Origin of the sequence: Paenibacillus humicola (assembly GCF_028826105.1) — a bacterium.
GTDB lineage: Bacteria > Bacillota > Bacilli > Paenibacillales > Paenibacillaceae > Paenibacillus_Z > Paenibacillus_Z humicola.
In genome coordinates this window covers 164,007-182,500 of the sequence record NZ_JAQGPL010000001.1, presented here as the reverse complement: position 1 = coordinate 182,500, position 18,494 = coordinate 164,007, and the positions used below count along the sequence as shown (strand labels likewise).

Genomic DNA, 18,494 nt, shown 5'->3' with positions numbered 1-18,494 from the left:
TGCATATTTTCATCAGGGCAACTTCAAAGATCGTCTGCGGCAATGCGGCATGGCGGATTTCATTCTGATATTGGTTCAAAATGTCAATCATCCGAAACAGCCGGTCGGCGCTGAACGCCTCCGCCATTTCGCGGTAGCGTTCCGGGTTCACGATACGTTCGGTGGATGAACGCCCCTGAGGCGCCAGCTTCAAAACAAGCAGGTCCCGGAAATAGTATACTAAATTCTCGAGGCACTTGTCCGCGCTTTTGCCCGCCTGCATCAGCCCTTCGACCAGCGGGAGAACCATGCCGACGTTCCGGTCGCGAATCGCGTCGGCTAGCTGCTCGAACTGTTCGGCGGCAAGCCCCCCGGTAACTTCAACCGCGTCGGCCAGCACGATCCGCTCTTCGCAGAAGGCCGAGACCTGTTCCAGAAGACCGATCGCATCGCGCATGCCTCCGTCGGATAGCCGGGCTATATAGGCAAGAGCGTCGTCATCGGCCTCAATGCCTTCCTCGCCGCAGATTTGCCGCAGCCGCTGCACCTGCTCCTGAAGCGAAACCTGGCGGAAATCAAAGCGCTGGCAGCGCGAAACGATCGTGGCCGGCAGTTTATGAGGCTCCGTCGTCGCCAATATAAAAATCACATGACCCGGCGGCTCCTCCAGCGTCTTCAGCAATGCGTTAAACGCTTCCGTGGTGAGCATATGGACTTCGTCAATAATGTATACCTTATAGCGGACCTCGGACGGCGCGTAGCGCACCTTGTCCCGGATATCGCGGATTTCGTCGATGCCCCGGTTGGACGCCGCATCGATTTCGACGACGTCCATAACCGTCCCCGCCGTGATGCCCCGGCACGCCTCGCATTCGTTGCACGGCTCGATTGCCGGTCCCCGTTCGCAGTTGATCGCCTTGGCGAGCACCTTGGCCGTCGTCGTTTTGCCGGTTCCGCGGGGTCCGTTAAACAAATAGGCATGTGAAATACGCTGCTCGCGGATCGCGTTTTGCAGCGTTTGGATAATATGCTGTTGTCCGACCATGTCCCTGAACGTCTGAGGACGCCAGGCGCGGTATAATGCGATATGTGCCACTCGGACCGTTCCTTTCCGTCCATGCCTTCCGGGGGCGATGCCCGGTTTCTCCTATTATACACGAACAAGCTTGGCAAAAAAACCGTGCGGCGCTATCGGTCTAACGCACTTTCAGCACGGCAGCTTGATGCTGAACACCGCCCCTTTTTCCCCGCTGGACGCCTGAATGGAGCCGCCCAAATCGTGAAGGATGCGCTGGCAGACGGATAGCCCGAGCCCGGTACCGTTCGTCTTCGTCGTAATGAACGGATCGAAAATCCGTTCCAGCATGTGCGGTGGAATACCCGGACCCGTATCCCGGATATCGATCATCGTCCATCGCATCCCTTTTTCGAATTCCGTCCGGGCTGTAATCGTCAAAGCCCCTCCCTCCATCATCGCTTCAATTCCGTTTTTGCAAATATTCAGAAATACTTGCTTCAGCAGCTCGCGGTCGGCCATCACCCGATACATCCCCTGCTCAATGTCCCAGGAAACGCTGACGTCATGCAGCAGCGCCTCGCTTGAAATGATGGGCATGATTTCACGAAGCACAAGCGTTAAATCGAACGTTTCGCTGTTGACGTTGCGCGGCTTGCTGAGGAGTAAAAATTCGTTGACGAGATTATTGATTCGCTCCAGCTCCGTCAGCATAATGTCCGCGTATTCCACTTCCTTCTGCATATCGCGGTCGCTTAACGTTTTGCGAAACATTTGGAGGAAGCCCTTCAGCGAGGTCAGCGGATTGCGGATTTCGTGGGCTGCACCCGCCGCGATTTGGCCGATCATGGAAAGCCGGTCGCTGCGCTGCACCTGCTGCTCGAGCGACCGGAGATTGGTGATATCCTTGAAAATAAGGTAAGCTCCGCCGGTTCCGCTGACCGAGCCCGGAAGAAGCCCGACATCCATAAGAAGCTCCTTCCGTTCATTGCCGTTCAGCCAGGTCAGCGGAAAATTGCGGACCGGGTCGCCGCCCTCCAGCACTTCGCGGATGAGACCGTATTCATATTCCGCCTGAACAAAAAACCGCGAAAGCGTCTCCCCCAGCAGCTCATGCTTCGGTGCGCCCAGCAGCCTGCAGGCAAGCGGACTGATATCCAGAATTCGAAAATCGTGCGAGTGAAGCAAAATAATACCGATATGATCGTCGGTCAGCATGGCTTGGCCGAATCGCTCCACAAGTTCGCTTCTTCGCATCGCTTCCCCGGGGCTGATCATCAGGATGATATCGCGGCCGGCGGGATCGCACTCCGTCCCATCCGCCGGCTCCGCAGCAACGCGGATGGCGCTCCCCTTCATGATGCTGCCGTTCGATCGAACGAGGCGGATCTCGGCAAAACGATCGGACGTCAAGCCGGTACATCCGCTTACAATTACTCGCTGCAATGGAAGCCCAACCATCCGGTCCGCCCGATAGCCGGTTTCCGTCAGAAACGAAGGGCTGCAGGATACGATGCGGCCTTGTCCGACCGTCTCGAGCAGCATCACGCCGGGGAATGAGGCAGCCAGCTCCTCCAGCGTATCCAATCCGAATCGCACAGCCAGTCCCGGCGGCATTTTGTTCATGGACATCCCCTCTTTGTCTCTCTAATGTTTTGACGCTTGTTTTCGGTGAGATACAAAAAAAACATCCTCGGCGGCTCACCGCGTCGGATGTCGTTTGTTTCGTCTCTATAAAGAGGTACCGTGCACCCGGCCTTGATCCATGCGATCCGGGCGGTAATTTCAATCCAAGCTCTGGCCTGGCACCCCTCCGGCACATGAACGTACCTGCTTACGGCTGCTTCCTTCCGGACCTGACCGGGTTCACAAGCGTCCATTGCGGAGGACCAGAACCGTCAACGCTGTTCATGAAAACCAGCCCCGCGTCGGCATAACCTCAGACAGGAATTCAACCTCGCTACAGCGGATTGCGAGTTACAGGGCACCGCTACCTCCCCGTCTAGCACGGCAGAACTAAGTATAACGCGTTCTGACCCAAGATGCAACTCCGCGGAAAAAGTTGTCCCCTGATGAAACGGGCCATATTCGTGCTGTGCACGTCATTTTCGGCCGGTTTTGACATGCACGTTATAACGCGGCATGTTGAAGCGGAGAACCGCAATCGCTTCATTGCGCAGCTGCGCTTCGTCCACACCAGGCTTCGGCTCGATGGAAACATACAGGTCCGTTCCGAAGATCGTCATGGAAACCCGCTGAACGCCGCCGATCTCCTTCAGCTTCCGCTCGGCAAACCGCGCGTCGTCGCCGTAATTGAGCTGATTGCCGTTCGGATTCGGCAGATGGGGATTGCTGTTGGAAAGCCCCATATAACCGTCGTGCCCGTAAGACTTTGCATTCATATTATTGCTTGGGTTGGCGTTGCCGCAAGCGGCTGCGCCGAGCAGAAGAACGGCCGCGATAAAAGCGCCTGCAGCAGCCGTCAGTTTGCTTTTAACGGACCGGGCATGCCGCCCGCCGCGCAGGTCGTTCGAGTCCATCATAAAAAAACCTCCCTTTATCCAATAGGATGGCTGAGGGAGGTTCTTGTATTCTGCTAATTTCCGGCAGAAACGGCTGATGATGCTTAGATGCCGTATTTCTTTTTGAATCTGTCGACACGGCCGCCGGCATCCACGAATTTCTGCTTGCCCGTGAAGAACGGGTGGCATGCGGAGCAAATTTCGACACGCAGGTTCTGTTTAATGGAACCCGACTCGAAGGTGTTGCCGCAAGCGCAGGTCACCGTGGTCGTGTGATAGTTCGGATGAATACCTTGCTTCATCTCGTTCACCTCTTTCTGCCCTGAACCAACAGGCGGGTCCAGAGTAATTAGACACATAAGCGGATTATAGCACCTTGTATCCGCTCGTGCAATGTTATTTTACCGGTGCGGGCGGAACATGCGTGTAGGAGCCGATGACGACGTCCGGAAGCTCCTGAGCGTAAATTTCCAGCATCTGCTTCATGCCGAAAATTTCTCCGCGCGGCTTGGGGATCAGTTCCAGGTAACTCTCCGGATCGATGTTCAAATTTCGCATTTGGATCAATCGCAGGCCGGTTCGTTTGACAAAATCGATCATCGCTTCCATCTCTTCCTCGCGGTCGGTAACGCCTGGAAAAATCAGATAGTTGATCGACGTATAGACGCCTTTGTCCGCCGCATACCGAAGCGACTTTTCGACATTGGCCAGCGTATAGCCGCGTGGTTTGTAATAGGCGTTGTAGTGGTCGTCCAGCGCGCTGATCGTGCTGACGCGCATCAGATCAAGACCGGCGTCGACGATGGCGCGGATATGGTCGGTCAGCCCGGCGTTCGTGTTGATGTTGATGTAGCCGTTAGAGGTCTGGCTGCGCACACGGCGGATGGCATCGATGATGATTTTCGCCTGCGTGGAAGGCTCTCCCTCGCACCCCTGGCCGAAGCTGATGATCGCTTCCGGCGCCTTAAGATGCTCGAGCATAATTTCCGCCACCTCGTCCGCGGTCGGCTTGAAATTCATGCGCGTCTGAGGCGCAGGAAATCCGCTGTCCTCCGGCTGCTCGGAAATGCAGCCGAAGCAGCCGGCGTTGCAGGAGAATGAGACCGGTACGGCTCCTTCCCACCGCTGCAAAAACGTATTCGATGCCGTCAGGCACTCGTACCCGAGCGCGCAATTGGACAAATGCTTGTACAACCGGTTCTCGGGATATCGGGCAAGCAGGCGCTCCACCTGTACGTTCAGCTCGCCCCGGTCGCAGTTCAGCGGGTTCCAGCGCTCCGGATCGTCACATCGCTGAGCCGCCGCATAAAAGCCGCCGTCCTTCCAGACGACCGCGGAATAACCGAATAGCGGCAGCTTCTGCGTTTTGTCGGTCTTCATATAACCGGGAATGGAGAGCCTCGTATAGCCCTGCGGGAGCAGCGCCCCGACCGCCTGCACGTTTCCCGGCAGCGGCCGCATCTCGCCGGAAGCGGCATGAATGCCGATCGGCCGGGTAAAGGGAAGACCGACTAGCGTCGCCCCTTCCGGCAGCGGAATGAGCTCGTCGTCCATCAGCTCGACGATCATGTCGCCGCTGCGCCCGAGTCCGATCCAATCGGGATGGTCGAACAGGTTGCCCTGCTCGTCAGCGTAAACGAGATTCATTTGGAGCCTCCTAAGCGTTTTTTCGAAGAAAAAACGCTACTTCGTAAGCATAGGCTAAGCGTTTTTCGAAGAAAAAACGCTACTTCGTAAGCATAATCTAAGTTTTCGTGAGAAAACGCTACTTCGTAAGCAAAACCACACTTGGCAGCAGCATTTAAGAAACCGGCGTCGAACGGACGGGACGGCGGCCCGTACTGGAACCGGAGCTGGCGGAGCGCGCCGTTTGCGAAGGAGATCCCGCGCCCGACGTATCGAGCGACATGAGGAACTCTTCGTTCGTTTTCGAATCGGCCAGCTTTTTCAGGAATCCGTCGACGAACTCCAGCGAGTCGTTCATATTTTTTCGGATCGCCCAAACTTTGTCGAGCTCTTCCTTCGTCAGCAGCATCTCTTCGCGCCTCGTGCCCGATCTGCGGATGTCGAGCGCCGGGAATATACGGCGTTCCGCCAGCTTCCGGTCGAGATGAAGCTCCATGTTGCCGGTGCCTTTGAATTCCTCGTAGATGATGTCGTCCATCCGCGAGCCTGTCTCGATCAGCGCCGTTGCCAAAATGGTCAGGCTGCCGCCCTCCTCGACATTCCGCGCCGACCCGAAAAACCGCTTCGGACGGTGGAACGCCGCCGGGTCGATACCGCCGCTGAGCGTGCGTCCCGAAGGAGGCACGACGAGGTTGTAGGCGCGCGCCAGCCGGGTAATGCTGTCGAGCAGGATGACGACGTCTTTCTTGTGCTCGACAAGACGCAGCGCCCGCTCGAGTACCAGCTCCGCCACTTTGATATGGTTTTCCGGCAGCTCGTCGAAGGTCGATGCGACAACCTCCCCTTTAACCGAACGCTGCATGTCGGTCACTTCCTCGGGACGTTCGTCGATCAGCAGCACAAACAGCTCGATATCCGGGTGGTTGGTCGAAATGCTGTTGGCGATTTCCTTCAGGAGCAGCGTTTTGCCGGCTTTCGGCGGTGCGACGATCAGTCCCCGCTGGCCAAGCCCTACCGGTGCGAGAAGATCCATAATACGCGTCGATAATTTCGTCGGGGATGTTTCGAGCACGAGCTTCTTTTGCGGATAGAGAGGAGTAAGTGCAGGAAAATGCAAGCGTTCGGCAGCATGTTCGGGGCTTTCTCCGTTGACGGCGTTCACCTGCAGCAGGCCGAAGTAACGTTCGTTCTCTTTCGGCGCCCGGCATTTACCGGATACGAGGTCGCCCGTTCTCAAATCGAATTTGCGGATCTGCGAGGCTGAAATGTAAATATCCTCGGTACTTGGCAAATAATTGATCGGCCTCAGAAATCCGTAGCCTTCGGATAAAATTTCCAACACACCCTGCATGAACATCAGACCGCTTTGCTCGGCCTGCGCCCGCAAAATCGCAAAAATCAGTTCCTTCTTCTTCAGCTGCCCGTAATACGGGATTTGGTGCTGCTTCGCAAGCTTGTACAGCTCCGTCAGCTTCATTTCTTCCAGATCGGTGATCTGAAGTTCGGACATAATATCACCACTTTTTCAATGATCATAAAGCCAGCATATTCCATCATTGCCGGAATCGGACCGCTCTATTCGCCGGAAGCGGTCCGTTCCGCGGCTAAGATGAAATTATTCCGTTTCGCGCCACACTTCGGCGCCGAGCAGGCGCAAATTGTCCACCAAATGGTCATAGCCCCGGTCTATGTACTCGGCTCCGCCAATTTCCGTTACGCCCTCCGGCACCGTCAGCGCCGCTACGACAAGCGCAGCGCCTGCCCGCAAATCGGCCGCGCGCACTTTCGCCGCCGTCAATGGACCGCCTTCCACGATGGCCGACCGGCCCTCGACCCGGATTCTGGCTCCCATGCGGGTGAGCTCGGGAATATGCTTGAAACGGTTGCTGTACACGTAATCGGTCAAAATACTGACTCCGTTAGTCTGGGTCAGCAGGCTGGTCATTGGAGATTGCATATCAGTGGCAAAACCGGGGTAAACAAGCGCCTTCACGTCTATCGCCTCGTAAAGCGGCTGACCGACGATCCGGATCGCTTCATCCATCTCATATACGTGAACGCCCATCTCTTGCAGCTTGGCGGTTACCGCTTCCAGGTGTTTCGGTATAACGCTATCGATCAGTACGTCGCCGCGGGTCGCCGCAGCAGCAATCATATAGGTCGCCGCCTGAATGCGGTCGGGGATAATGGAGTGGCGGCAGCCATGCAGGCTGTCTACTCCTTCAATGCGAATGGTCTCCGTGCCGGCTCCTTTTATTTTCGCGCCCATCGAGTTGAGTAGAGTGGCAACATCTATAATTTCAGGCTCTTTCGCCGCGTTTTCGATAACCGTGGAGCCTTTGGCCTTGGAGGCCGCAAGCATAATATTGATCGTCGCTCCGACGCTGACGACGTCGAGATAAATTTTCGCGCCGCGCAGCTCCTTGGCGACGATTCGCACCGAGCCGTGGTCGTTCGATACGACCGCGCCGAGCGCTTCAAATCCTTTAATATGCTGATCGATCGGCCGGGGTTCGAAATTGCAGCCGCCCGGAAGCCCGATCGTCGCTTCGCCGAAGCGCCCCAGCATCGCTCCCATCAAATAATAGGACGCGCGAAGCAGCTTGACCTTGCCGTTCGGCATCGGGATCGATTTCATGTCCGACGGGTCGATGACGATCGTCTCCCCGTTCCATGTCACACTACCGCCCAACTCCTGCAAAATATCACTGTATACCGCAACGTCGCTCAAATGCGGCAAATTGTCCAGCGTGACCGGCGATTCCGCTAAAATGGAAGCCGGCAGCAGCGCGACGGCGCTGTTCTTCGCCCCGCTGATCTGCACGCTGCCCCGCAGCGGACGTCCGCCGCGTACCATCAATTTTTCCATCGGTTTTATGATCCTCCCATTCGGAAGGGAACGAAGGAAACCGCGGGCCGCCTCTCGTCCGGCTGCATGCGCATGCCGCTTCCGGGCCGTTGCCGCGGAAGCGCAGAGCCTTGCGCTGCCAACCGTTCGGGAGCGGCCAAAGCGGTTTGCCCTGCTCCGGTTTAAGCCTGATTGCTGCTGCCGAACAGCCGGATTTTCTCTTGAATGACGGCTTTCATCGCGTTGCGGGCAGGCGTCAAATATTTGCGCGGGTCATAGACGTTCGCGTCGCCGGCCAGCACTTCGCGGATCGCGTTCGTGCAGGCAACCTGGTTCTCGGTGTTGACGTTGATTTTGCCGACGCCCGCTTGCACGGACAGGCGGATCGCTTCGTCGGGCACGCCGGAACCGCCGTGCAGAACAACCGGAACCGGAATCGCGTCCGCAACCTTTTGAATGATATCGTAGTGGATTTTCGGCTCGCCTTTGTACATGCCGTGAGCCGTGCCGACCGCGATCGCCAGGCAGTCGACACCGGTTTCCTCATAAAAACGGATCGCCTCTTCCGGCTTCGCAAGCGTAGCGTGCGCCTCGTCCACGCTGAGGTCGTCCTCCACGCCCCCGATCGTGCCGAGCTCGCCTTCGACGGATACGCCCATGGCGTGCGCCGTTTTCACGACTTCCTTCGTCAGCTTGATGTTCTCCTCGAGCGTATAATGGGAACCGTCGAACATAACCGAAGAGAAGCCTGCCCGGATACATTTCATCGCCACCTCGAAGCTGCTGCCGTGGTCGAGATGAAGCGCAATCGGAAGACCGGATTTCTTCGCGGCCGCTTCCGCAATCGCAACGGTAAATTCCATGCCCATATATTTCAGTGCGCCTTCGGACACACCGAAAATAAACGGCGATTTCTCTTCCATAGCCGCTTCGACGGTCGCTTGCGCGAACTCAAGGTTGTTCAGGTTGAATTGGCCGACGGCAAATTTGTTCGCTTTGGCCTTCGGCAAAAATTCATTCATAGATACCAGTGGCATGGATTCTCTCTTCCTCCCAAAAAATGTAGTCTAGTTTAGCCCGGTTGTCATACTAAAACATTATACCACAACCCCTTTTTTTATGGTACAAGGTCTTTCCCTCCGTCCGATTGCGCTCCAAAATAAAAAAAAGGCCCTGTTTTCAGGACCCTACTGCATACCAGCTATTCGTCTCGCCGCCGCGAAGCTGCATGTTGACGGCCATTCTCATTTCGTCGATGTCGAACGGTTTCGTAAAATGCATCAGCGCCCCGTGGTCGGTCGCCTCCTTGATCATGTCCAGCTCCCCGTAAGCGGTCATCATGATCACCTTGATCTCTTTGTTGATAGCCTTCACATGCTTCAAAATCTCGAGTCCGTCCATACCGGGGATCTTCATGTCCAGCAGCACGAGATCGGGCGCATCGTTCCGGACAATCTCGAGCGCCAGTTTCCCGTTGGAAGCTTGAAAAGTTTCGTAACCCTCGCTGCTGAAAACTTCCATGAGCAAGACGCGGATACCGTTTTGATCATCGACGATCAGTACTTTCTTTTTATCCAACTTGAAAACCTCCTACGAAATGCGCGACCGCACACCTACTGGTCCAATTTCCCATGATGTACACTTATTCGCGCCGCGCCTTTCATTATCCTTCTTCAAGCTGGAAAAAAAGTAAATATACTGCGAGCGTAATGGTTCGCGCGGCACAACGCCCGACAGAAAAACCGCCCGTTAGACCGGAGGCGACCCGTTTCGATCTTATTTGCCCCCGTATTCCAGCGCCGCCTTGACGAAACCTCGGAAAAGCGGCTGCGGCCGGTTCGGGCGGGACGTGAACTCCGGATGGAACTGCACTGCCAAAAACCACGGATGCTCCGGAAGCTCGACCATCTCGACCAGCCGCCCGTCCGGCGACGTCCCGGAAATGCGCAAGCCCGACGATTCAATCTGCTCGCGGAATTCGTTATTGAACTCGTACCGGTGCCGGTGACGCTCGTAGATGAGCTCTTCGCCGTACTCGCGGCCCGCCAGCGAGCCTTGAACGAGCTTGCACGGATACAGGCCGAGCCGCATCGTGCCGCCCAGGTCCTCGATATCCTTCTGCTCCGGCAGCAGATCGATCACCGGATACGGCGTCGTCGGATTGATCTCCGAGCTGTTGGCGTCGCGAAGTCCCGCAACGCTGCGCGCATATTCGATCACCGCCACCTGCATGCCGAGGCAAATGCCGAAAAACGGCACGTTATGCCCGCGCGCGTAGCGGATCGCCGTAATTTTCCCCTCGATGCCCCGGTCGCCGAAGCCGCCCGGAACGAGAATGCCGTCCACGCCCTGCAGCTTGTCCGCGACGTTCGTCTCCGTCAGCTCCTCCGCGCTCACCCAGCGGATTTTCACGTCCGCGTCCCATGCGAAGCCGGCGTGGCTGAGCGACTCGACGATGCTCAGATAAGCGTCGTGCAGCGCGACGTATTTGCCGACGATGGCGATTTCGGTCGTGCGCCGCAAATTTTTGACCCGCCGGACGAGAGCCTCCCACTCGGTCATATCGGGCTCGTTCGTCGTGAGCTTCAAATGGCTGACGACGATGTCGTCCAGTCCCTGCTCGCGCAGCATGAGCGGCACTTCATACAACGTCGACGCATCGATGCACTCCACCACGGCATTGGCGTCGATATCGCAAAACAGCGCGATTTTGCGCTTCAGCTCTTCGGCCATCGGGTATTCGGTGCGGCATACGATGACGTTCGGCTGGATGCCGATGCTGCGAAGCTCCTTGACGCTGTGCTGCGTCGGCTTCGTCTTCACTTCGCCGGCCGCCTTAATGAAAGGAATAAGCGTGACATGGATATACATGACGTTCTCGCGGCCGATGTCGCTCTTGATCTGGCGGATCGCTTCGAGAAACGGAAGGCTTTCGATATCGCCGACGGTGCCGCCGATTTCGGTAATGACCACGTCGGAGCCGGTTTCTTTTCCCGCGCGGAACACGCGGTCCTTGATTTCGTTCGTAATGTGGGGAATGACCTGAACCGTGCCGCCGAGATATTCCCCGCGGCGCTCCTTGGTAATGACGGTCGAATAAATTTTGCCGGTCGTGACGTTGCTGTTCTTGGAAAGATTGATATCGATAAACCGCTCGTAATGCCCAAGATCGAGGTCGGTTTCGGCGCCGTCGTCGGTGACGAACACTTCGCCGTGCTGATAAGGGCTCATCGTTCCCGGATCCACGTTGATATACGGATCGAATTTCTGAATCGTGACTTTAAGGCCCCTGTTCTTAAGCAATCTTCCGAGCGAAGCCGCCGTAATCCCTTTGCCGAGGGACGATACGACACCGCCCGTCACAAAAATGTACTTGGTCACTGATGATACCCTCCATGCGAGTAGGTTTAAGAATAGGGTTGCCCAATTTCCGCCCGAAATGGACCGTAAAAAAGAAAAAAGTGACACCCGTTTTCACGGGGCACTTTTATACATTTGGCCTATGTTTCATACCCGAACTTGAAGCCCATGCAATAGTTTACTCTCCCGCGGCTGGTCGTGTCAAGACAAGAAGGAGCGTGCCTCGGGCCAAGCCCCGGACGCCTTCATGCGCGCAAAACTGACCCGCCGCGGCTTTATTTGTCTTCTTCGTCCTCTTCCTCGTCTTCGTCCGCGGCTTCGAAGTCGTCCTCTTCCTCATCCACGGCTTCTTCCTCTTCGTCGATCGGCTCTTCCTCGAGCTCCTCGTCGTCGATGACGACCTCTTCGCCTTCCTCGACCTCTTCCTCCGCTTCGTCGAAGATCTCCTGATCCTCGTCGTAGATGTCGAAGTCTTCTTCGTCGGCCGCGTACGTTTCTTCTTCCTCGTCCGCGAAGATATCCTCGTCTTCTTCGTCGTCGTCGTTGATGATCCGCGGACGCTTCGCATTGCCGACCGGGTCCTCGGAGCGTTCGACGGGATACCAGCGCTTCAGCCCCCACATATTGCTGCCGACGCAGGCGAACCGGCCGTCGATATTGATTTCCGTATATACTTGCGCAATCACCTGATTGAGTTCCTCTTCGGACAACCCCCGGATTTTGGCGATCTCCATAATCAAATCCCGGTAGTAGAACGGCGTGTTGGCCGTCTTCAGCAATTCAAACGCCAAATCGACCATCGGAATCTCCTTGACGCGCTCGGGATCGAATTTCAAGGCGAACTCGCTGCTCATTCTGACACTTCCTCTCTTTAGGAATCGCTCCGGCAACGTGCGAGCGACCCAATATCAACCTATAGTAAAACCTATTTCCTAGAAAAATGCAAGCTATACGCCGAAGGGGCGAAAAAAGAAAAAACGAAGGGACAACGCCCTTCGTTTCGACTGTATCCTTCCGGATGGCTCCGGAATCCGGGAGCCGCCTGATGCAGCTCCTGATTCATTGTATGAAGACCCGAGACAAATGACACGGCCGGCCGCCTAATTGTTTGAAAATGTGGCCACTTGCTCATACAGCTTGGTTTGCTCCTTCATACAATACCTCAGCATGATCCGCCGGGAGGAGATGCCAAATTTGGACAAAACAGCTATTCACCGCCTGCTGCGCAGCGCGCTGACGGAACCCTCCGGCGGCGCAAAACGGCGGATCGTCCGCTTCCAGCAGATAAGCGACTACCGGCGCTTTCTGAAGGAATGGAACGATACGCGACTCTCTTCCCCGCAGGCCGATGCCGTCCGGCATTTGCCGATGATCGGCGGTTTCTCGCTCCCCGCTTCCGAATGGCTGAGGGAGACGAAAGCGCCGGAAGGAATCTGGATCGAAGAAGATTTCTCCACCCGCGTGCACGGCACCGTCGTGAAGCCCGCCGCCCGGGAACGGGGCGTTTCGTGGGGCGTCCAGCAGATTAAAGCGCCTCAAGCCTGGAGCAAAACAACCGGCCACCGCATCAAGATCGGCGTGATCGACACCGGCGTCGATTACAGCCATCCCGATCTCAAGCATTCGCTCGGCCGCGGAATCAACCTCCTGAACCGGGGCATGCTTCCTTACGACGACAACGGGCACGGCACCCACATCGCCGGCACGATCGCCGCCGCCAATCAGCTGCACGGCATGATCGGCGTAGCGCCGCGAGCGACCGTTTACCCCGTCAAAGCGTTCGATCACAACGGCAGCGCTTATGTCTCCGATATCATCCTCGGCATCGACTGGTGCGTACGCAACCGGATGGATATTATCAACATGAGCTTCGGCATGAAAACGAAAAGCAAATCGCTTTTGAACGCCGTCATCGCGGCTTATAATGCAGGCGTCATTATCGTCGCCTCCTCGGGCAACGACGGCAAACGAAAGTCGGTCGATTACCCGGCCAGGTATCCCCAGACCATTTCGGTCGGCGCCACCAACCGGCTGCGCCGGGCGGCGTCGTTCAGCAACCGGGGCGCCTATATCGATATCTACGCGCCGGGCGAGAAAATATTGTCCGCCTGGCTGCGCGGCAAATACAACGAGATGAGCGGCACTTCGATGGCCACCTCGCACGTCAGCGGCGCGATCGCGCTGCTGCTGGCGTACCGCCCGGGGCTGTCGCCGGCCGAGATCAAAGCGGTCTTGAAGCGGTCGATGCAGCCGCTTCGGGGCGTCAAAACGACCCGGGGAACCGGGGAGCTCGATATTATTCGCATGCTGCAGGCCGCCGACCGGTAACGGAAGGCGGCCTTTAATGCGGATGCGGCTGCAGGGCGCCGCGCGCGGCACGGACCCGAAGCCTGCGGCGCCGGAAGATTACATCCGCTCCGGCGCGGAGACGCCGACGAGGCCGAGCACGTTCGCGAGCACCGTGCGGACGGCGCCGAGGAGCGCGAGGCGCGCCTGCGTCTGGGCCGCGTCCTCGGTAATGACGCGCTCCGCTTTATAGTAGCTGTGAAACAGCGCCGCCAGCTCGTAGACGTAGCGGACAAGCCGGTGCGGCGCGTACTGCTCGGCCGCTTCGGCGATTTCCTGCGGCAGCTCGCCCATTTTGCGCAGCAGGTCGAATTCGTGCTCGCTCGCCAGCTTGCCGAGCTCGATCGATTCGAGCGGCTGCAGCCGGATGCCCTGCTCCTCCGCCTGACGATAGATGCTGCAGATGCGGGCGTGCGCGTATTGTACATAATAAACCGGGTTTTCGTTGGACGTCGAAATGGCCAGGTCCATGTCGAAATCGAGGTGCGAATCCATGCTCCGCATGGTGAAGAAATAGCGGATCGCGTCGACGCCGACCTCGTCCATCAGGTCCTCCATCGTGACGGCTTTGCCGGTGCGCTTGGACATTTTCACCTTCTCGCCGTCCTGATACAGACTGACCATCTGGGCGATCAGCACGACCAGCTTCCGCGGATCGTTGCCGAGCGCCTCCATCGCCGCTTTGACGCGCGGGATATAGCCGTGATGGTCGGCGCCCCATATGTTGATCATCCGGTCGAAGCCGCGGGCGTATTTGTCGCGGTGGTAGGCGATGTCCGGCGTCAGGTACGTGTACGAGCCGTCATTTTTTACCAGCACGCGATTTTTGTCGTCCCCGTAAGGCATCGTCGACAGCCAGGTCGCGCCGTCCTCCTCGAACACCTGGCCGCGCTGCCGCAGCTCCTCGAGCGCCTGCTCGACCCGACCGCTCTCATACAGCGACGTCTCGCTGTACCAGACGTCGAACGAGACGCGGAACCGGCCGAGGTCGCGCTTGATTTTGTCGAGCTCGCGTTCCAGTCCGTACTGCCGGAAGAACGCAAACCGCTCCTCCTCGGACAAGGACAGCAGGCGGTCGCCCTCCGTTCCGGCAAGCGCCTTCGCGAAGCCGACGATGTCTTCGCCGTGATAGCCGTCCTCCGGCATCGCGGCATCTTGGCCGAGCGCCTGCTTGTAGCGAGCTTCGATTGATTTTGCGAGATTCGCCACCTGATTGCCCGCGTCGTTAATGTAATATTCGCGCGAAACGTCGTAGCCGGCAAAATCGAGCACGTTGCAAAGTGCGTCGCCGACCGCTGCGCCCCGGGCATGGCCCAAATGAAGGCTCCCCGTTGGATTGGCGCTTACGAACTCGACCTGCACGCGCTTGCCGCCTCCCGCGCCGATGCGGCCGTAGTCCTCCCCCTGCTCGAGCACGCTGCCGACGACGGGGTATAGGAAGCTTTTGTCCAGCCGAAAATTAATAAAGCCCGGCCCCGCGATTTCGGCCGATTGAATCGACGCCTTCGCGGTGTCGAGATGGGCCACGATCGCCTCGGCGATTTGGCGCGGGTTCTTCTTCGCGAGCTTCGTCAGCTGCATCGCCGCATTGGTGGCGAGATCGCCGTGCGCTTTCTCCCTGGGAACCTCCAGCACGAAAGCCGGAAGCTCCTCGCGCGCCGCGAGACCGGCCGCAACCGCCGCGTCCCCGATCGCCGCTTTGATTTGTTCGTGCAGCTGTCCGATCACATTGTTGTTCATGAATGAAACGGCCTCCATATCGTTTGTTCGAATCGTTATTGCTTCGTTTCCCGGTCCGCCTGCAGGCGGATGACAAACGTTCCCGTTTGCTGCGAATCGATCCACAGCGTATAATGCCACTCGATCAGCATCGGGAGCGTGAGTCCAAGCGGCTCGTCCGCCGCTTCCGTCCGCATTAGATCGCCGCACTGCATCCACAGCAGCGACGTGTCCGTCTCCAGGCGGAAGCTCGCGTGCGGCGACGAATATTGTCCCTGACGCCTGGCGCCGGCGACAAACGTCTGCTCGGATTCGACGTCGCCGCGCCGCGTCACCAGCAGCTCGCCCTCCCGCCAGCGGACCGTCGTGCGCACCTCGCTGTCGGCCTCGTCCCGCTCGTCATAGCGCAAATAAACGGAACGGCCCTTGCGGTACCATTCGCCGCCGAACGTGTGCTCCTGCTTCTCGCCGTCCACTTCGCTCGTCAGCCTGATCCGCACCTTCGCTTTGTCCGCCACGACGCATGCCCCCTGTCCGCCTTTTTCTCATGTACCTACTATATACAGGCATGGGACGGATTTCAACGTTTGCCCGCGGGAATGGAAGATGCGGGCCCGGCGATCGCCGGGCCGCATCCCGCCTGACCGCCGGCTCAAATTTGCCTGGGAGCCCGGATCCCCAGCATGCCAAGTCCGGATTCGAGGACGCCCGCGCATGCCGCGGCAAGCCGCAGCTTGGCGGCGGTCTCCTCCGCGTCCGAGGTCATAATCCGCTCCTGATGATAAAAACGGTTGAACCGCTTGGCGGCATCGAGCAGATAGCGGGCCAGCACGGACGGCTCATTCAGCCGCACCGCTTCGGCGACCGCTTCCGGGTAGGCGCCGAGTGCTTTGAGCAAATCCCACGCGGAAGGCGCGGTGAGGGAAGGACCGTCGTGCCGGGCCGCCGCCGGTACGAAGGACGATTCCGGCGCGAGGCCGCTTGCGTCCAGCAGCCTGTACGCCCGGGCCGCCGCATACTGCACGTACGGGCCGGTCTCGCCCTCGAAGCGAAGCGCCTCGTCGAGCGAAAAGTCGACCTCCAGCATCCGGCCGTTCTTCAAATCGCCGAATACGACCGCGCCGATGCCGACTGCTTCCGCCGTTTCCCGGCGCTCCCGAAGGGAAGGATTTTTCTCCGCAATAATCGCTTCCGCACGGCGCACCGCTTCATCCAGCACGTCGTCCAGGTAAACCACCTGTCCGCGCCGGGTGGACATTTTGCGCCCCTCGAGCTTCATCAACCCGAAGGCGATATGCCGGCATTGCTCCGCCCACGGCTCGCCCATCCGGCGAAGCACCTCGAACACCTGGCTAAAATGAAGCGACTGCTCCGCGCCGACCACATAAAGCAGCCGGTCCGCCCCCATCTCGCGTCTGCGGTAGAGCGCTGTGGCCAGATCCCGCAATCCGTAGATCGTCGTTCCGTCGGACTTCACGATCAGGCAGGGCGGCATAGCCTTGTCGTCCAGCCGCACGACCTGCGCGCCGTCGCTCTCCTCGAGCAGCCCCAGCTCCGCAAGACGCCGGACGACGGCGTCCATTTTGCCGTTATAGAAGCTTTCGCCCAGCGTATGGTCGAACGTCACGCCGAGCCTCGCATAGACGCGCTCGAACTCCTCCATGCTGAACGTGACGAAAAAGCGCCACAAGCGCAGCGCTTCCGGATCGCCGTTCTCCAGCATCCAAAACCGGCGCCGCCCTTCTTCTTCCAGCTGCGGATCCCGCTCCGCCTCCTCGTGGAAGCGGACGTACAGCTTGAGACTTTCGCGGATCGGGTCCCGCTTCAGCGCTTCCTCGTCTCCCCAGCGCAGGTAGGCTTCCAGCAGCTTGCCGAACTGCGTCCCCCAGTCGCCGATGTGATTGACGGTCACGACGTCGTAACCGGATGCCCGGTACAGCCTCGCGAGCGCGCTGCCGATCATCGTCGAGCGGAGATGGCCGACGCCGAACGGCTTGGCGATATTGGGCGAGGACAGGTCGATCACGACGCGCTCGCCCGCTCGGCGGTCCGACGTGCCGAAGGCCGGATCCAACGCCGCTTCCATCAGCTTCGGGCCCCAGCAGGCCGGTTCGAAAAACAGGTTCAAATACGGCCCGGCGGCTTCCGCCCGAATGCCCTCCCCTCCGGCGCCGTTCAGCCGCTCCGCAAGCTCGGCGGCAATGCGGGCCGGCGGCTTCGCAAGCGGGCGGGCGAGCGTAAAGCAGGGGAAAGCCGCGTCGCCCAGCTCCGGCCGCGGGGGCAGCTCCAAAAGCGCATAAATGTTGTCCTCCGGGAGCGGCACGATACCTTCCAGCTTCGCCGCCGCCCATTTTAGCAATAGGCTCATCACTTCACCCTCCCGAATCATTTTTCACAAAGATGCGGCTTAACGGGCGAGCCGCGTGCTTCTTTCCGTCAAACCGGAACGGCGAACGCCAAAAAACCCGTCTCCATAAAGAGACGGGGGTTAGTCCGCGGTGCCACTCTTCTGGCTTTTCCCCAGCACCGTCAAACAGCGCAGGCAAAAAACCTCTCGAACACGGTAACGGGGTGACCGGACCGCCCTACGCGGCGCCTGCCGGCGCGTTCGGACCGCCAACTCCCGGGTGCGTTTCCCCTGCGGCACTGCGCCGGCTTCCACCGCCCCGGCTCGCTGCTGCACCGACCTGCAAGGTACTGTCCCGTTCATCGCATGTGGCTCTATTAACGTCTTATTATAAGCGCCGGCGGCATTTTTGCAAGGGGCAATTGCCGCCTGCCTGCCGATTAGAAGCGCGGCGGGCCGTCCAGCTGCTCGATTTTTCTGCAAATCGCATGCTGCCACTCCGTATCCGATGTCATCGAAGCGAGCAGCGAGAAATTGTACAGCTCCGCCAGCCGCCTGCAGTGCGCGGCGTTAACCGCCAGGCAGTGCTCGAAATCGGCCGCTTCCTCGTCCGTCAGCGGGCGCCGGCTTCGGATCGTCCACAGCTCCGCCAAACGTTCGTGTATCGGCAGTATCGCCATGTTTTCGACTACCCCCCGTTCGTTCTATACAAGCCATTATGGCCCAAAAAGA

Annotated in this window: 16 protein-coding genes and 1 other RNA gene (1 of these 17 only partly in view); 1 reads left to right on the top strand and 16 read right to left on the bottom strand. The window is 58.5% G+C overall.

Annotated features, from left to right (window positions below; translation table 11 throughout):
* The 12 genes from dnaX to rpoE form a co-directional block, all read right to left on the bottom strand.
* Positions 1-1,075: the 5' portion of a DNA polymerase III subunit gamma/tau gene (dnaX, locus tag PD282_RS00855; RefSeq protein WP_274648519.1), read on the bottom strand. It extends 728 nt beyond the left edge of the window; only the first 1,075 of its 1,803 coding nucleotides appear in the window; its start codon is at positions 1,073-1,075; its stop codon lies beyond the left edge, outside the window.
* Positions 1,076-1,186: 111 nt separating this feature from the next.
* Positions 1,187-2,620, bottom strand: coding sequence for a PAS domain-containing sensor histidine kinase (locus PD282_RS00850; RefSeq protein WP_274648518.1), 1,434 nt, complete (start codon positions 2,618-2,620; stop codon positions 1,187-1,189).
* 118 nt (positions 2,621-2,738) lie between these two features.
* Positions 2,739-3,005, bottom strand: an RNA gene (ffs, locus tag PD282_RS00845) — signal recognition particle sRNA large type.
* 91 nt (positions 3,006-3,096) lie between these two features.
* Positions 3,097-3,537: a hypothetical protein gene (locus PD282_RS00840; RefSeq protein ID WP_274648517.1), complete on the bottom strand. Its 441-nt coding sequence runs from the start codon at positions 3,535-3,537 to the stop codon at positions 3,097-3,099.
* A gap of 83 nt (positions 3,538-3,620) precedes the next feature.
* Positions 3,621-3,818, bottom strand: coding sequence for a 50S ribosomal protein L31 (rpmE, locus tag PD282_RS00835; protein ID WP_274648516.1), 198 nt, complete (start codon positions 3,816-3,818; stop codon positions 3,621-3,623).
* A gap of 94 nt (positions 3,819-3,912) precedes the next feature.
* Entirely contained in the window at positions 3,913-5,163 is a 1,251-nt protein-coding gene (locus PD282_RS00830) for a radical SAM family protein (protein ID WP_274648515.1), read from the bottom strand.
* Positions 5,164-5,317: 154 nt separating this feature from the next.
* Positions 5,318-6,652, bottom strand: coding sequence for a transcription termination factor Rho (gene rho, locus PD282_RS00825; RefSeq protein ID WP_274648514.1), 1,335 nt, complete (start codon positions 6,650-6,652; stop codon positions 5,318-5,320).
* 105 nt (positions 6,653-6,757) lie between these two features.
* On the bottom strand, positions 6,758-8,011 hold the full coding sequence (locus PD282_RS00820) for a UDP-N-acetylglucosamine 1-carboxyvinyltransferase (protein WP_274648513.1): 1,254 nt from the start codon (positions 8,009-8,011) through the stop codon (positions 6,758-6,760).
* 161 nt (positions 8,012-8,172) lie between these two features.
* Positions 8,173-9,027 (bottom strand): class II fructose-1,6-bisphosphate aldolase, encoded by an 855-nt coding sequence (gene fba / locus PD282_RS00815; protein ID WP_274648512.1) that lies wholly within the window; start codon positions 9,025-9,027, stop codon positions 8,173-8,175.
* Between the two features lie 142 nt (positions 9,028-9,169).
* Entirely contained in the window at positions 9,170-9,568 is a 399-nt protein-coding gene (locus PD282_RS00810; protein WP_274648511.1) for a response regulator, read from the bottom strand.
* A 198-nt stretch (positions 9,569-9,766) separates the two neighbouring features.
* Positions 9,767-11,371, bottom strand: coding sequence for a CTP synthase (locus PD282_RS00805; RefSeq protein WP_274648510.1), 1,605 nt, complete (start codon positions 11,369-11,371; stop codon positions 9,767-9,769).
* A gap of 254 nt (positions 11,372-11,625) precedes the next feature.
* The gene (gene rpoE / locus PD282_RS00800; RefSeq protein WP_274648509.1) at positions 11,626-12,204 is read right to left on the bottom strand and encodes a DNA-directed RNA polymerase subunit delta; all 579 of its coding nucleotides are present in this window, start codon (positions 12,202-12,204) and stop codon (positions 11,626-11,628) included.
* Positions 12,205-12,544: 340 nt separating this feature from the next.
* On the opposite strand from rpoE, the gene PD282_RS00795 reads away from it, so the two are divergent.
* Positions 12,545-13,678, top strand: a complete 1,134-nt coding sequence (locus tag PD282_RS00795; RefSeq protein ID WP_274648508.1) for a S8 family peptidase — start codon at positions 12,545-12,547, stop codon at positions 13,676-13,678.
* Between the two features lie 78 nt (positions 13,679-13,756).
* Here the strand turns inward: PD282_RS00795 and argS (PD282_RS00790) are convergent, their stop codons facing one another.
* The 4 genes from argS (PD282_RS00790) to PD282_RS00775 all read right to left on the bottom strand — a co-directional run bounded on the left by argS (PD282_RS00790) (position 13,757) and on the right by PD282_RS00775 (position 18,442).
* Positions 13,757-15,436, bottom strand: a complete 1,680-nt coding sequence (argS, locus tag PD282_RS00790; protein WP_274648507.1) for an arginine--tRNA ligase — start codon at positions 15,434-15,436, stop codon at positions 13,757-13,759.
* Between the two features lie 35 nt (positions 15,437-15,471).
* Positions 15,472-15,933: a YwiB family protein gene (locus tag PD282_RS00785; RefSeq protein WP_274648506.1), complete on the bottom strand. Its 462-nt coding sequence runs from the start codon at positions 15,931-15,933 to the stop codon at positions 15,472-15,474.
* A 134-nt stretch (positions 15,934-16,067) separates the two neighbouring features.
* The gene (argS, locus tag PD282_RS00780) at positions 16,068-17,783 is read right to left on the bottom strand and encodes an arginine--tRNA ligase (RefSeq protein WP_274648505.1); all 1,716 of its coding nucleotides are present in this window, start codon (positions 17,781-17,783) and stop codon (positions 16,068-16,070) included.
* Positions 17,784-18,202: 419 nt separating this feature from the next.
* Positions 18,203-18,442 carry a DUF7667 family protein gene (locus PD282_RS00775; RefSeq protein WP_274648504.1) on the bottom strand — a complete coding sequence of 80 codons (240 nt, stop codon included), beginning with the start codon at positions 18,440-18,442 and terminating at the stop codon, positions 18,203-18,205.
* Positions 18,443-18,494 lie beyond the last annotated feature (52 nt).

Coding starts and splice junctions, on each gene's coding strand:
- rpmE (WP_274648516.1), bottom strand. CDS start 3,818: ATGAAGCAAGGTATTCATCCGAACTATCACACGACCACGGTGACCTGC.
- PD282_RS00850 (WP_274648518.1), bottom strand. CDS start 2,620: ATGAACAAAATGCCGCCGGGACTGGCTGTGCGATTCGGATTGGATACG.
- argS (WP_274648507.1), bottom strand. CDS start 15,436: ATGAACAACAATGTGATCGGACAGCTGCACGAACAAATCAAAGCGGCG.
- rho (WP_274648514.1), bottom strand. CDS start 6,652: ATGTCCGAACTTCAGATCACCGATCTGGAAGAAATGAAGCTGACGGAG.
- PD282_RS00775 (WP_274648504.1), bottom strand. CDS start 18,442: ATGGCGATACTGCCGATACACGAACGTTTGGCGGAGCTGTGGACGATC.
- PD282_RS00840 (WP_274648517.1), bottom strand. CDS start 3,537: ATGATGGACTCGAACGACCTGCGCGGCGGGCGGCATGCCCGGTCCGTT.
- PD282_RS00820 (WP_274648513.1), bottom strand. CDS start 8,011: ATGGAAAAATTGATGGTACGCGGCGGACGTCCGCTGCGGGGCAGCGTG.
- rpoE (WP_274648509.1), bottom strand. CDS start 12,204: ATGAGCAGCGAGTTCGCCTTGAAATTCGATCCCGAGCGCGTCAAGGAG.
- argS (WP_274648505.1), bottom strand. CDS start 17,783: ATGAGCCTATTGCTAAAATGGGCGGCGGCGAAGCTGGAAGGTATCGTG.
- fba (WP_274648512.1), bottom strand. CDS start 9,027: ATGCCACTGGTATCTATGAATGAATTTTTGCCGAAGGCCAAAGCGAAC.
- PD282_RS00830 (WP_274648515.1), bottom strand. CDS start 5,163: ATGAATCTCGTTTACGCTGACGAGCAGGGCAACCTGTTCGACCATCCC.